This window comes from Pseudarthrobacter sp. NPDC092424 (genome assembly GCF_044754925.1).
GTDB lineage: Bacteria > Actinomycetota > Actinomycetes > Actinomycetales > Micrococcaceae > Arthrobacter.
This window is the reverse complement of record NZ_JBIVQC010000001.1, coordinates 120045-132855: the sequence shown is the minus strand read 5'-3', so window position 1 is coordinate 132855 and position 12811 is coordinate 120045. Positions and strand designations below refer to the sequence as shown.

Sequence of the window (12811 nt, the reverse complement as noted above, 5' to 3'; positions counted from 1 at the left end):
ACCGGCGCGTCAGCGGCAGCCCGTACCCACAGGGTAGCGTCCGACGGCGGCCGGCAGCTTCCCAGGGGCTGTCGCCTTCCCGGCCAGCACCGCGGCCAGTGCGTCGAACGCGCCCGGGGTCCGTCCGTAAAGCGCCAGCTTCACCGGGGCCGTGGACCCGGCGATGGCCCAGGGCGCGTCCAGCGCCACCGCAATATCGCCCTTAGCCGGCCTGCCGCCGAAGCCCACGAGGTTCACCACGGGGCCGGAACCGACCCTGAGTCCCGCCCGGCCTGCAGCAGCGGCGAACAGCGCCCGGTCGCGTGGGGCCCCGCCCGTCACCCGCACAGCGCCCGGAACCATCGGGCCCCTGCATTCGCCGGCCAGCACGGTGATGGCGGCGGCCGAGACGCGTGAAGACATGCCCGCCCCGCTTCCCGGCGCCGCGCCGCCGGGTGCACCGGCGCGCCCGCGCCAGTGCATCATGGTGGCCACGCGGACGGCTGCCTCGTCCAGCCGGGCCGCGGAGAGCCTGCCGTTTTTGACCGCCCGGACCACGGCGGCGTGGGCCTTGGCTGCATCCGCGGGCATGAGCAGCAGGTCGGCGCCGGCGGCCAGCGCCATGACGGCGGCTTTCCCGTCCGGGTACTTCCCCTTGACGGCGGACATGTTCAGGGCGTCGGTCACGGCCACGCCCTCGAAGCCCAGGTCCCGTAGCGCGCCGTACGTGGCCTGGGACAACGACGCCGGAACGCCCGGTTCCAGCGCGGGCACTGCTATGTGCCCGGTCATCACCATCGGCACGCCGGCGCCGACAGCGGCCCGGAAAGGCTTCCAGTCGCGCGCTTCGAGCTGCTCCAGGGTTGCACCCTGGACGGGAAGGCTGCGGTGCGAATCGGCCGTGACCGAGCCATGGCCGGGAAAGTGCTTGGCAGCGGGCAGTACGCCGGCCTCGAGCAGGCCGCGGGAGAACTCCACTGACAGGGCGGCTGCCGCTTCCGGGTCGGCCGAGAAGGACCGGGCACCGATCGTGGGGTCGTTGGGCCCGATGGTCACGTCGGCGCCCGGGGCAAAGTCCACGTTGAAGCCCAGGTGGGCCAGCTCGGAGGCCAGCGCCTTCCCCGCCAGCCTGGCCAGCGCACCGTTCCCGGCTGCCCCGTAGCTCATGGGCGCGGGCCATTCAGTCAGCGGCCGGCCCAGGCGGGACACCAGCCCGCCCTCCTGGTCCACAGCGATGATGCCGGGCCAGGCCCGTCCGGCAGAGGCCTTGGCGAGCCGCCGGTTGAGAGCCTGCATGGTGGCCGGTTTGACCGCCCCGGAGGCGTCCAGGGGAACGTTGTCCCCCATGATGATGGACCCGGCCAGGTGCAGGCGCTCAACCACCTGGGCGTGGGCCTCCACGTCCGTGCCCGTGAAGAACGGCAGGATCACCTGCCCGGCCTTTTCCTCTGGCGTCATGGCCGAGACCGCTGCGGCGGCCGCTTCCGCATCCTGCCGTTGGGGTCCCCAGCCGAGGGGTCGGGAACGGGGATCCGGTGACGGGGAGGAAGTGGCGGGGACCGGCGTGCGCTGTGTCCCGGAGGGCGCGGCGGGGCTTGAAGCGGCCGACGGCGGCGGGCCGGGCACGGGGGCCGGGGTACAGGAAGCGAGTACTGCTGCTGCGGTTGCCGCGGCCAGGACGGGGACGCTGGTGTGAAGACTCTCACGGTACTGCCGGAACGGGGCCATCACTACGATGCTACCCCTGCACTAGACTGGGACCATCCGTTCGCCTGCCGGCAGCAGCCTGTCAGCGGCACCAGCCAGCGGCAAACAGGACAGTGAGGAAACGCGTGGAGATCGACTTCGCTGCTTCGAGGCAATCAACCCTGGGGGTTGAATGGGAGCTTGCTTTGGTGGACGGCCGCACCGGCGAGCTCGCCTCCGTGGCCAACGAAGTACTCCGCGGCGTCGCATCCCGGCATCCCGAGCTTAATGAGGACGACGAGCACCCTCATATCAAGCAGGAACTGCTGCTGAACACAGTGGAACTGGTCACCGGCGTCTGCGAGACCGCCGCCGAGGCGAAGGAAGACCTCAGCCGGTCCGTGGCGGCAGTCCGCGAAATCACCGATCCCATGGGCGTGGAGCTGTTCTGCGCCGGCAGCCACCCGTTCAGCCCCCCGCAGCTGCAGCCGGTCACGGACAAGGCCCGGTACGCCAAGCTGATTGACCGGACCCAGTGGTGGGGCCGCCAGATGGTTATTTACGGGGTGCACGTCCACGTGGGCCTGGACCGCCGGGAGAAGGCACTGCCTGTGCTGGACGGGCTGCTCAACTATTTCCCGCATTTCCAGGCACTGTCCGCGTCCAGCCCGTTCTGGGGCGGCGAGGACACCGGCTACGCGTCGCAGCGCGCCCTGATGTTCCAGCAGCTGCCCACCGCAGGCCTGCCCTTCCAGTTCCGTTCATGGGACGAATACGAGTCCTACGTCCAGGACATGTTCACAACGGGGGTCATCGACGCCATCTCCGAGATCCGCTGGGACATCCGCCCGGTTCCGGCCCTGGGGACCATTGAGATGCGCATCTGCGACGGGCTGGCGACTCTGGAGGAGGTGGGGGCCGTGGCCGCGCTGACCCAGTGCCTGGTGGACGAGTTCTCCACCACCCTGGACAATGGCGGAACCATCCCCACGATGCCGCCGTGGCACGTGCAGGAGAACAAGTGGCGCGCTGCCCGGTACGGGATGGACGCCATCATCATCCTGGACGCCGCGGGACGGGAACAGCTGGTCACGGACCACCTGCTGGAGACGCTGAACCGGCTGGAGCCCGTGGCCGCCAAGCTGCGCTGCTCCGACGAACTTGCTGACGTGGAGAAGATCATCCGCCGCGGGGCCGGGTACCAGCGCCAGCGCCGGGTGGCCGAAGAGAACGGTGGCAACCTGCAGGCCGTGGTCCTGGACCTGGTCCGCCAGATGCGCAGCGGTCCGACAGCCTGACTCCTGGGTCCGGCCCCTGCCCCCGGCTCCTCCCTCCCGTTGCTCTATCAGTTATGGTCCCTGAAACAGCGCTTTAGGGGCACAACTGATGGAGCAGGTCGGGGTCTAGGCGGGGAGGGACACCGAGGTGACCGGCAGCGACGAATCCGGGGCGAACTTGATGCCGCTCGGCGCCACTCCCGCCATCACCAGCTGGGCACCCAGGGCAGCCACCATGGCGCCGTTGTCCGTGCACAATCCCAGCGGCGGCACATGGAGCCTGATCCCGGCGGACGTGCAGCGCTGCCCGGTCAGTTCGCGCAGGCGCGAGTTCGCCGCGACCCCGCCGCCCAGGAGAACGTCCTTGATGCCCTGTTCCCGGCAGGCCAGGACGGTTTTGGCGGACACCACGTCAACCACTGCTTCCTGGAACGCCGCCGCAATGTCGGCCACGGGAACTTCCTCGCCGCGCGCCTCGAACTGCTCCACGCACCGGGCTACCGCGGTCTTCAGGCCGCTGAAGGACCAGTCGTAACGGTGCGGTCCGGGTTCCTCCGCCGTGCCCATGTATTTAGGCTGCGTGAGGCCGCGCGGGAACCGGATGGCCTTCGGGTTGCCTTCCCGGGCCGCTTTGTCGATGGCAGGACCGCCCGGATAGCCGAGCCCGAGGATCCTGGCCACCTTATCGAACGCCTCGCCCGCCGCGTCATCGATGGTGGAGCCGAGGAGCACCACGTCGTCCGTGATGCTGTTGATGCGAAGGATTTCCGTGTGCCCGCCGGAGACCAGCAGGGCGCCGAGATTTTCGGGAAGTTTGGGCGTCGCACCGGCCCCCGGTCCGCCGTCGAGCAGGCCCACGCCCACATGCGCCACCAGGTGGTTGATGGCATAAAGCGGCTTACCCGTGGCTACCGCCAGTGCCTTGGCCGCGCAGACGCCCACCATGAGCGCACCGGCCAGGCCCGGGCCGGAGGTGACTGCAATGGCGTCGATGTCCTCCAGCGTGACGCCGGCATCGTCCAGCGCCTCCTGCAGGGTGGGGACGAATGCGTCCAGATGCGCCCGGGAGGCGATCTCCGGGATGACGCCACCAAACCGCACGTGCTCGTCCATGGAGGAGGACACGGTGTTGGTCAGCAGCGTCGTGCCGCGGACGATTCCCACCCCGGTCTCGTCACAGGACGATTCGATCCCCAGCACCAGGGGCTGCGAGCGGTTCATGGCTGGCCTGCTTCCTTGTTGGCCTGGTTGGCGTTCGTTTGGTCCGCATTGACCTGGTCGTCGCGGCCGTCCGCGAGCTGGAGCCGCATGATGAGTGCATCCACACCGTCGCGGTAATAGCGCGGACGGACGTGGATCTGCTCGAAGCCGAAACGCAGGTACAGCCGCTGGGCGCGCGGGTTGTCCGCGCGCACCTCCAGCAGCACGTCCGAGGCCCGCCGTTGCCGGGCCTCGTCAATCAGGGTGGTCAGGAGGGTGCTGCCGATGCCGCGGCCTTCGGCTTCAGGGACGACGGCGATCGTCTGGACGTCCGCGATGGGCTCGATGCACATGAGTCCTGCATAGCCCACAATGCCGGCAGCGCCCTCAGCAACCACATAGCTGCGGGTTTCCGGCTGGGACAGTTCGTCCACGAACATCTGCAGCGGCCACGCATCCACCGGGAAGAGCCGCTGTTCCAGCGCATGGACGGCGGCGACATCGTCCATGGTCATCCCTCGGAGGGTGACACCGGAGGCGCCGGCTGCCGGGCCCGTCACAGCGCACGCTTCCGGGGACCGGGCACCTGGGCGTCCGATTCGCGCAGGTACAGCGGCGTGGAATCCAGCAGCGTACCGCCGGTGGTCATTCTGGCCAGCGCAAACCGGCCAAGGTGGGCGGCGTCCGGCTGCTGCCGGGCGAACCCCGGATCGGCTTTCAGCACATCAGCGTAAAGGCCCGCGCCGGCGCCGAACGCCGGCAGGTCCGGCAGGTCCGCGGCGAAGCCGACGTGCGGGCCGTCCACCAGCTGCGGAAGCCCGCCGTCCGCGTGGGAATACCGTGCCCAGTACACCTCCTTGCGTCGGGCGTCCGTCACCACCAGGAAGTCGCCCGCCGCGCTGGCTGAATCGGCAACCTCCAGGGCAATGGCGTCCAGGCTCATCAGCCCGTGCAGCGGCTTGCGCCAGACGAAGGCGAGGGTGCGGGCGGTGGCGATACCGGAGCGCAGCCCGGTGAACGGGCCCGGCCCCACCCCGGCGACGAGCGCGTCGATGTCCGCTCCGGTGACGCCGGCCCTGGCCAGCATCGTTCCAATCCCGGGAGCCAGCACCTCGGCATGGCTGCGGGTGTCCTCAGTGGCGAAACCTGCCACCACGCCGTCCGTGGAGTGGACCAGGGCGGCGCTGGCAACGGCCGAAGTATCGATGGCCAGGATGAGCATCAGCGGGCTCCTTCCAGGTCCGGGGCGGCTGGCCAGCGCGGACCGTAGCCACGCATCACGATGGTCCGCGGCTCGTCCACGTCCGCTTCCTCGAAGTCCAGGACGTCACCGTCCGTCGCCTCCCGAACCGCTCCGCCCATGGCGCGGTGCAGGTCGATCTCCAGCCGGCTCTCGCTCAGGTGTTCCACCCGGTCCCGGCCCCACTCCACCACCGTGACGGCGGTGTCCATGGTGTTTTCCAGGTCGATGTCGTCAATCTCTGCCGCCGAGCCCAGCCGGTACGCATCCACATGCACCAGGTCCGGCCCGCCGGGGCGGGGGCCGTCCGGCAGGTTGGGATGGATCCGGACAAGGACAAACGTGGGGGAAATGACCCCGGCGCGCACGCCCAGGCCCTCCCCCAGGCCCTGGGTGAACGTGGTCTTGCCGGCACCCAGCTCGCCGGAGAGAACCAGGAGGTCCCCGGGCCTCAGCACCCCGGCGAGCCGGGCGCCGAGGGCATGGGTCCGGTCCGCCGTGGTGGCGCTCAGCGTCTTTTCCCAGTTCGGCGCGGCGGTGCCGCTCATGGCGTCGCCTCCGGCGCGGAGACGGCACGGGGGTCCGCCTCGTTGATGAACCGCCGCGGAACCCGCGGGCTGATGCGGGTGACCACCTCGTAGTTGATGGTCCTGGCGGCCCGCGCCCAGTCGTCGGCGGTGGGGCCGCCGTCGGCTCCGTCCCCGAAAAGTTCGGCTTCGGCGCCCAGCAGCCCGGCGCCTGCTTCCGGCGAGCCGCCGAGGTCGATGACCATCTGGTCCATGGCGATGCGGCCCACCACGGGGTACGTCCGGCCGGCGAGCCGGACCGGTCCGCCCGTAGCGATGCGCGGAACGCCGTCGGCGTAGCCCACGGGTATCAGCGCGAGTGTGCTGGGGCCTTCGGTGTGGTAGCGGAGGCCATAGGAGACACCCTGCCCGTCCGGAACGGCTTTGCACTGCGACACCAGCGTGCGCAGCGACATGGCCGGCCGCAGGCCGAGCTCCGCGGACGTCGTGCCCTCGAACGGCGAGAGTCCGTAGATCCCCAGGCCCACCCGGACCAGGTCGAAATGGGTGTCCGGCCGGGAAAGCGTGGCAGGCGTATTGGCCAGGTGCCGGACTTCGGGGTCGATCCCGGCGTCCTCGGCGAGCGCCAGCACTTCCCGGAACGCTGCCAGCTGCTGGTCCGTTTCGGGCCGCTCGGGTTCGTCCGCAACGGCGAGATGCGAGAAGATGCCCACCACGCGCAGCAGGCCCTGGTCCTGGTACTCCACGGCCTGTCCGAGCAGCCGGTCCCATGCTTCCGGGGCAGCGCCGTTGCGGCCCAGGCCGGTGTCCACCTTCAAGTGGATGCGGGCAGGGCGTTCCTGTTCGCGCGCCGCTGCCACGATGTAGTCCAGCTCCCAGCCCGAGCAGCCGATGTCGATTCCCGCCGCCACGGCAGCGCCGAAGTTGCTTTCGGTGGTGTGCAGCCACGCCAGCAGGGGTGCGTCGATGCCGGCGGCACGGAGGGCCAGTGCCTCGGAAATGTGGGCGACGCCCAGCCAGGCGGCCCCTGCTTCGAGGGCGGCACGGGCCACGGGGACGGCGCCGTGCCCGTAGGCGTCCGCCTTGACCACGGCCATGACCTTGGCAGGCGATGCGGCGGCGGCGAGCCTCCGGACGTTGTGGCGGATGGCATCGAGGTCGATTACTGCGGAGCGCTCGTGGCGCGGCTCCCGTCCGGGGGCAGTACTGAATTCTCCGGTGGTTGCGGGGTTAGTCACCCTAGTGATTCTAGTGCGGGGCCTTCCGGCCGAATAATCGGCGCCGCGCACGCAGCGGTCCAGTCCTCAGGCGTCCGAAAGGTGGGCGATCGTGGCGGCGGCCCTGCGCTGGGCGGCCAGGGGAACGTCCTGGATGATCTCCGCAAGGAACGCGAACCGCCGCAGCCATTGGCTCATCTGCCGCTCCGGGCGGGCGTTGGCGCGCTTCCACCAGTCCGCGATATCGCCCCAGCCCGGAGCAGCCAGCGACCCGCCCACTTCCTGGACCGCCAGCGCGGCGCAGAGGTTGGCGAACCTCAGCCTGTTTCCCAGCGGCCAACCGGCCAGGCTGCCCACAATGAACGCGGCATCGAAGCAGTCGCCGGCGCCGGTGGGGTCGTAGGCCTTGACGGGAAGCGAGGGCACCCACTCCTCCTCCCCCGTTTCGGAGTCCACCGCCATGGCGCCCTGCGCGCCCAGGGTGACCACGGCCACGGGCACCCGGTCCGCGAGCGCATACAGGGCGCTCCACGGATCGTCCTTGGCGGTGAACGCCATGGCCTCGCGCTGGTTGGGCAGGAACGCGTGGAAGTACTGGAGATTGTCCAACCTCACCGGCGCCCACTCACCGCTGGGATCCCAGCCCACGTCCCCGAAAAGCTTCACCCCGGCCTGGTGCGCGGCCTTGGCCCAGGGCTCGATCTCCAACCCCACCTCCGCGATCCCGGCAAGCGTCGGCGGCGGCTGACCGATCAGCTCCGAGGACGTGACAGGGGCGGCATGGCCGTGGGTGACCATTGAACGGTCCCGGTCCACGCACAGCGAGACGGTTACCGGCGAGTGCCACCCCGGGACGCGTCGGGACAGGCTGAGGTCTATGCGTTCCTGGCCGGAGAGGATCTTCCAGTTGGAGTCGCCGTAACCGTCGTCCCCGAACGCAGCGGCCAGGCCCGTGCGCAGGCCCAGGCGTGCGGCCGCGATTGCCTGGTTGGCCACTCCGCCGGGGCAGCTGCCCATCCCGTCGCTCCAGATTTCGGTGCCGGGTTCAGGGCCGTGCGGCAGCCCGGTGAAAATGATGTCCTGGAACACGGTGCCGGCCAGGAGCAGGTCGAATCCCTCCTGGGCGGCAGGGCGGACGCCGGCCAGGGGATCGAACGGGCGGGCTGGAATCGCGTCCATGTCCGGCACACTACGCCCTGCCGCTGACATCCGGTAGGGCCTGTCCCGCCCCGCGCCTAGACTGCTTCCTATGCGGCTTCTGATTGCAGGCGGCGGGGGTTTCCGGGTGCCCCTGATCTACCGGGCTCTGGTGTCCGGTAGATTCGCCGGCCTGGCCACGGAACTGGTGCTGTTCGACGTCGATCCCGCCCGGCTGGCGGCCATCCGCGCGGTCCTGGACAGCATGCCGGCGGGGCCGGATGGCGGGTTGCGAATCCACACCACCACCAATGCCAGGGAAGGGCTGGCCGGGGCGGACATGGTATTCGCCGCCATCCGGCCCGGCGGAACGGCAGGGCGCGTAGCGGATGAGACCGTGGCCCGGGGCCTTGGCCTGCTGGGGCAGGAAACCACCGGCGCCGGAGGCATCTCCTATGCCCTGCGCACCATTCCGCACATGCTGGAGCTCGCCCGGCAGATGAGGGAACTCTGCCCGGACGCGTGGCTGATCAACTTCACCAACCCGGCCGGGATGGTCACGGAGGCACTGGCGCCGCTGCTGGGCCGCCGGGTCATCGGCATCTGCGATTCGGCGGGCGCGCTGGTGCACCGCGCGGCGCGCGCGGCGGGGGTGGAACTTCCGGCAGGAACGCTCGACGGCGTGGGCTACTACGGGCTGAACCACCTCGGCTGGCTGTACCGGCTGGAGTCGGGGGGCCGGGACGTCCTGCCGGACCTTCTGGCTGATCCCGCGGCCCTCCAATCCTTCGAAGAGGGCCGCCTCTTCCCACAGGCGTTCCTGACGGAACTGGGGGCCCTGCCCAACGAGTACCTCTATTACTACTACCGGCACGATGCCGCGCTGCGGGCCATGGCAGCCATGCCCCGGACGCGGGGAGAAAGCATTCACCGGCAACAGGCGGACCTGTACCCGCGCATGGCGGCGGCGGGCCGGGACGCCTACCGGATATGGGAGGACGCGCGCCTCTCCCGCGAGGAAGGGTACCTCGCCGAGGCCCGCCAGGGCGGAGAGCGCCGGAATGAGGAGGACCTTGCGGGAGGAGGCTACGAACAAGTGGCACTGGCCGCTATGGCGGCGTTGTCCGGCCGCGGCGAGGCGCAGCTGATCCTCAACACGCGGAACGGTCTTGAGCCCGCGGGCCTGTCCAGGGCTGAACCGGCCGCCGCCCTGCCCGCCATTCCGGGCCTGCCCGCGGGCGCCGTCGTCGAAGTTCCCTGCACGGTGACCGCCGACGGCGCAGCACCGCTTCCCCAGGCGGCCCCGCCCGAACACCGGCTCAACTTGCTCCGAAGCGTCAAGGCCGTGGAGGGGCTCACCGTTCGCGCGGTGACGGAAGGCAGCAGGGAAGCAGCGCTCGAGGCGTTCGCACAGCACCCGCTGGTCGGGTCGGCGGACCTGGCCGCGCAGCTGCTTGCCGGGTACGAAGGCGCATTCCCGGAGCTGGCCCGGATGTGGGGCGGCCGGGAGTAGGTGAGGAGTAGTGTTTTATCGAATGCGCATTGAACCGGAGCCCGCGCGGCCCGGCGCCCGGAAGGAGGTCCCATGGCACTGATCCGCAGGGTCGCACTGCTCTCCCTGCACACGTCCCCCATGGAACAGCCCGGATCCGGCGACGCCGGCGGCATGAACGTCTACATCCGTGAGCTCGCATCGTCGCTGGCGGAGGCCGGCGTGGAGGTGGAGATCTTCACCCGCGCCACTTCGGCCGGCCAGCCCGCCGTCGAACACCCCGGTCCGGGTGTCTGCGTCCACAACGTCCTCGCCGGCCCGCCGCGCAAGATTCCCAAGGAGGAATTGCCCGGGCTGCTCCACAGCATGGTCGCCGAAATCGAGCAGATCCGCCGGCGCCAGCCGCACGGCCGCTACGACGTCATCCACTCCCACTACTGGGTGTCCGGGATTGCCGGGCTCGAGCTCTCCGCGCTGTGGGGCGTGCCACTGGTCCACACCATGCACACCATGGCCAAGGTCAAAAACGAACTTCTCGAATCCGGCGAGCAGCCCGAGCCGCGGCGCCGTGAACTGGGCGAACACCGGATTGTGGACGGAGCTGCACGGTTGATTGCCAACACCAGTTCCGAGGCCGCCGAGCTCGTGTCGCACTACGGCGCCGGGTACGAGCGGATCGACATCGCCCCTCCCGGCGTGGACCTGGGAACCTTCACCCCGGCCTTCCGCGCCCGCGCCCGGAAGGAACACGGGATAGGTGAGGAGCAGTTCCATCTGGTCTTCGCCGGCAGGATCCAGCGCCTTAAAGGGCCCCAGGTGCTGGTCAAGGCTGCGGCGCTCCTGCGGCGCCGCCGGCCGGACATCGACCTGCGCGTCACCATCCTCGGCTCGCTCAGCGGCAACAAGGAATTTAACCTTCGCTGCCTGATCGCCGAGGCAGGAATGGACGACGCCGTCACTCAGCTTCCGCCGGTTAAGGCGCCTGAGCTGGCGGCCTGGTTCCGGGCTGCGGACGTGGTGGTGATGCCCTCCTTCAGCGAGTCCTTTGGCCTGGTGGCGCTGGAAGCACAGGCCTGCGGGACCCCGGTGGTCGCTACCCGGGTGGGCGGCCTCTCACGCGCCATCTTCCACGGCCGCACGGGTTTGCTCGTGGACGGGCACCACGCCGCCGACTGGGCTGACGCCCTGGAAGCGCTGCACGACGACCCCGAAACCCGCCGCGATATGGGGAGGGCCGCAGCGATCCGCGCCCAGAACTCCGGCTGGTCCCGCACCGCCGCCATCACGCTCGAAAGCTACCACGCCGCCGTCGACAACCAGGTGGGGCCCCGGCTTGTTCCGGCGGTCCCCGCGTCCTGACAGGAGAGCAATGACCGCCCTTCCCACCGACCTGGAAATAGCGCGCGCAGCGCGGATCCTTCCCATCGAGGACATCGCGGCCGCCGCCGGGGTCAACGCGGAGGCGGTGGAGTACTACGGACGGTACAAGGCGAAAATCGACCCCGCACGCCTGGCTGCGCCCGTCCCGCACGGAAAGGTGGTGCTGGTTTCGGCGGTCTCCCCCACGCCGGCGGGTGAGGGAAAGTCCACCACTACGGTGGGGCTCGCCGACTCCCTCGCCCGCGCCGGTCATAAGGTGATGATCGCGCTTCGGGAGCCGTCACTGGGGCCCGTCCTGGGCATGAAGGGTGGCGCCACCGGGGGCGGCTACTCCCAAGTGCTGCCGATGGATGAAATCAATCTGCACTTCACCGGGGACTTCCACGCCATCACCTCCGCCAACAACGCGCTGATGGCTCTGGTGGACAACCACATCTACCAGGGCAATGCGCTGAACATCGACCCGCGGCGGATGACATTCAAACGCGTGTTGGACATGAACGACCGGGCCCTCCGCGAGGTGGTCATCGGGCTGGGCGGGCCCACGCAGGGTGTGCCGCGGCAGGACGGGTTCGACATCACCGTGGCATCCGAGATCATGGCGGTATTTTGCCTGGCCACGGACCTGGCGGACCTTCGCAGCCGTCTGGGCCGCATCACCTTCGGCTACACGTACGACCGCTCTCCTGTGACGGTGGCGGACCTCGGAGTGGAGGGCGCTCTGACATTGCTGTTGAAGGAGGCCATCAAGCCGAACCTGGTCCAGACCATCGCGGGTACCCCGGCGCTGGTCCATGGCGGGCCCTTCGCGAACATCGCCCACGGCTGCAACTCGCTGATTGCCACCCAGACGGCACGTCGGCTGGCGGACATCCTGGTCACCGAGGCGGGCTTCGGCGCGGACCTGGGCGCAGAAAAGTTCATGGACATCAAGGCGCGCTTCGGCGGCCTGGCTCCCTCCGCCGTGGTGGTGGTGGCCACCGTGCGGGCCCTGAAGATGCAGGGCGGGGCAGCCAAGGACCAGCTCACCACGCCGGACCTGGCGGCTCTGGAGGCCGGCGTCTGCAACCTGCAGCGGCACGTGCGCAACGTCGAAAAGTTCGGGGTCGTTCCGGTGGTGGCGATTAACCGCTTCGGTTCGGACTCGGCCGAAGAACTCGACTGGCTGCTGGCGTGGTGCGCCGCTGAGGGCGTCCCGGCCGCGGTGGCGGATGTCTGGGGCCGCGGCGGAGGGGGGGACGGCGGCGACGAACTCGCTGCCCTTGTGGCTGACGCCGTTTCGCGGCCGAACAACTTCCACCACCTGTACCCGCTGGAGCTTCCTGTGGAGGAAAAGATCCGCACCATCGTTCAGGAGGTATACGGCGCCGACGGCGTGGACTTCTCCGTTCCTGCCCTTAAGCGCCTGGCCGAGATTGAGCGGAACGGCTGGGGCGGCCTGCCCGTCTGCATGGCCAAGACACAGTACTCCTTCACTGACGACGCCACCCGGCTCGGCGCTCCCAAGGGCTTTACCATCCACGTCCGCGACCTGCTGCCCAAGACCGGGGCAGGCTTCATCGTGGCGCTGACCGGTGCGGTGATGACCATGCCCGGCCTGCCTGCCGCCCCCGCGGCGATGCGCATGGACGTGGACGCAGAGGGCAACCCGGTCGGCCTCGCCTAACCCGCCCCTC

11 protein-coding genes are annotated in these 12811 nt (G+C 69.7%); 4 read left to right on the top strand and 7 right to left on the bottom strand.

Annotation, left to right across the window (positions count from 1 at the left end; genetic code table 11):
* Nucleotides 1–9: 9 nt before the first annotated feature.
* Entirely contained in the window at nucleotides 10–1437 is a 1428-nt protein-coding gene (locus ACIQCN_RS00695; RefSeq protein WP_400608907.1) for a glycoside hydrolase family 3 N-terminal domain-containing protein, read from the bottom strand.
* A 374-nt stretch (nucleotides 1438–1811) separates the two neighbouring features.
* Between ACIQCN_RS00695 and ACIQCN_RS00690 the strand changes: the two genes are divergently transcribed.
* Nucleotides 1812–2963 carry a glutamate--cysteine ligase gene (locus ACIQCN_RS00690; protein ID WP_400608905.1) on the top strand — a complete coding sequence of 384 codons (1152 nt, stop codon included), beginning with the start codon at nucleotides 1812–1814 and terminating at the stop codon, nucleotides 2961–2963.
* A gap of 105 nt (nucleotides 2964–3068) precedes the next feature.
* On the opposite strand, the gene tsaD is transcribed toward ACIQCN_RS00690, so the two are convergent.
* The 6 genes from tsaD to ACIQCN_RS00660 all read right to left on the bottom strand — a co-directional run bounded on the left by tsaD (nucleotide 3069) and on the right by ACIQCN_RS00660 (nucleotide 8305).
* On the bottom strand, nucleotides 3069–4163 hold the full coding sequence (gene tsaD / locus ACIQCN_RS00685; protein WP_400603087.1) for a tRNA (adenosine(37)-N6)-threonylcarbamoyltransferase complex transferase subunit TsaD: 1095 nt from the start codon (nucleotides 4161–4163) through the stop codon (nucleotides 3069–3071).
* A complete protein-coding gene (rimI, locus tag ACIQCN_RS00680) occupies nucleotides 4160–4657 on the bottom strand; it encodes a ribosomal protein S18-alanine N-acetyltransferase (RefSeq protein WP_400608903.1) in 498 nt (165 codons plus the stop codon). Before rimI ends, tsaD begins: the two co-directional genes overlap by 4 nt.
* Nucleotides 4658–4698: 41 nt before the next feature.
* A complete protein-coding gene (gene tsaB, locus ACIQCN_RS00675; protein ID WP_400608901.1) occupies nucleotides 4699–5364 on the bottom strand; it encodes a tRNA (adenosine(37)-N6)-threonylcarbamoyltransferase complex dimerization subunit type 1 TsaB in 666 nt (221 codons plus the stop codon).
* Complete coding sequence (gene tsaE, locus ACIQCN_RS00670; RefSeq protein WP_400603084.1) at nucleotides 5364–5930, bottom strand: tRNA (adenosine(37)-N6)-threonylcarbamoyltransferase complex ATPase subunit type 1 TsaE; 567 nt, start codon at nucleotides 5928–5930, stop codon at nucleotides 5364–5366. Before tsaE ends, tsaB begins: the two co-directional genes overlap by 1 nt.
* Nucleotides 5927–7147 carry an alanine racemase gene (gene alr, locus ACIQCN_RS00665; protein WP_400608899.1) on the bottom strand — a complete coding sequence of 407 codons (1221 nt, stop codon included), beginning with the start codon at nucleotides 7145–7147 and terminating at the stop codon, nucleotides 5927–5929. The genes tsaE and alr overlap by 4 nt, the downstream gene beginning before the upstream one ends.
* Nucleotides 7148–7213: 66 nt before the next feature.
* A complete protein-coding gene (locus ACIQCN_RS00660) occupies nucleotides 7214–8305 on the bottom strand; it encodes a carbohydrate kinase family protein (RefSeq protein WP_400603082.1) in 1092 nt (363 codons plus the stop codon).
* 70 nt (nucleotides 8306–8375) lie between these two features.
* On the opposite strand from ACIQCN_RS00660, the gene ACIQCN_RS00655 reads away from it, so the two are divergent.
* From ACIQCN_RS00655 to ACIQCN_RS00645, 3 genes are all read left to right on the top strand, one after another.
* Nucleotides 8376–9776, top strand: a complete 1401-nt coding sequence (locus tag ACIQCN_RS00655) for a 6-phospho-beta-glucosidase (RefSeq protein WP_400608897.1) — start codon at nucleotides 8376–8378, stop codon at nucleotides 9774–9776.
* Between the two features lie 72 nt (nucleotides 9777–9848).
* Nucleotides 9849–11114, top strand: a complete 1266-nt coding sequence (mshA, locus tag ACIQCN_RS00650; RefSeq protein ID WP_400603080.1) for a D-inositol-3-phosphate glycosyltransferase — start codon at nucleotides 9849–9851, stop codon at nucleotides 11112–11114.
* A gap of 10 nt (nucleotides 11115–11124) precedes the next feature.
* Nucleotides 11125–12801, top strand: coding sequence for a formate--tetrahydrofolate ligase (locus tag ACIQCN_RS00645; RefSeq protein ID WP_400608896.1), 1677 nt, complete (start codon nucleotides 11125–11127; stop codon nucleotides 12799–12801).
* Nucleotides 12802–12811 lie beyond the last annotated feature (10 nt).

What these genes read in the sequence shown, in the direction of transcription:
- ACIQCN_RS00695 (WP_400608907.1), bottom strand. Translation starts at nt 1,437, where the DNA reads ATGACGCCAGAGGAAAAGGCCGGGCAGGTGATCCTGCCGTTCTTCACG.
- tsaD (WP_400603087.1), bottom strand. Translation starts at nt 4,163, where the DNA reads ATGAACCGCTCGCAGCCCCTGGTGCTGGGGATCGAATCGTCCTGTGAC.
- rimI (WP_400608903.1), bottom strand. Translation starts at nt 4,657, where the DNA reads ATGACCATGGACGATGTCGCCGCCGTCCATGCGCTGGAACAGCGGCTC.
- tsaB (WP_400608901.1), bottom strand. Translation starts at nt 5,364, where the DNA reads ATGCTCATCCTGGCCATCGATACTTCGGCCGTTGCCAGCGCCGCCCTG.
- tsaE (WP_400603084.1), bottom strand. Translation starts at nt 5,930, where the DNA reads ATGAGCGGCACCGCCGCGCCGAACTGGGAAAAGACGCTGAGCGCCACC.
- ACIQCN_RS00660 (WP_400603082.1), bottom strand. Translation starts at nt 8,305, where the DNA reads ATGGACGCGATTCCAGCCCGCCCGTTCGATCCCCTGGCCGGCGTCCGC.
- ACIQCN_RS00655 (WP_400608897.1), top strand. Translation starts at nt 8,376, where the DNA reads ATGCGGCTTCTGATTGCAGGCGGCGGGGGTTTCCGGGTGCCCCTGATC.
- mshA (WP_400603080.1), top strand. Translation starts at nt 9,849, where the DNA reads ATGGCACTGATCCGCAGGGTCGCACTGCTCTCCCTGCACACGTCCCCC.
- ACIQCN_RS00645 (WP_400608896.1), top strand. Translation starts at nt 11,125, where the DNA reads ATGACCGCCCTTCCCACCGACCTGGAAATAGCGCGCGCAGCGCGGATC.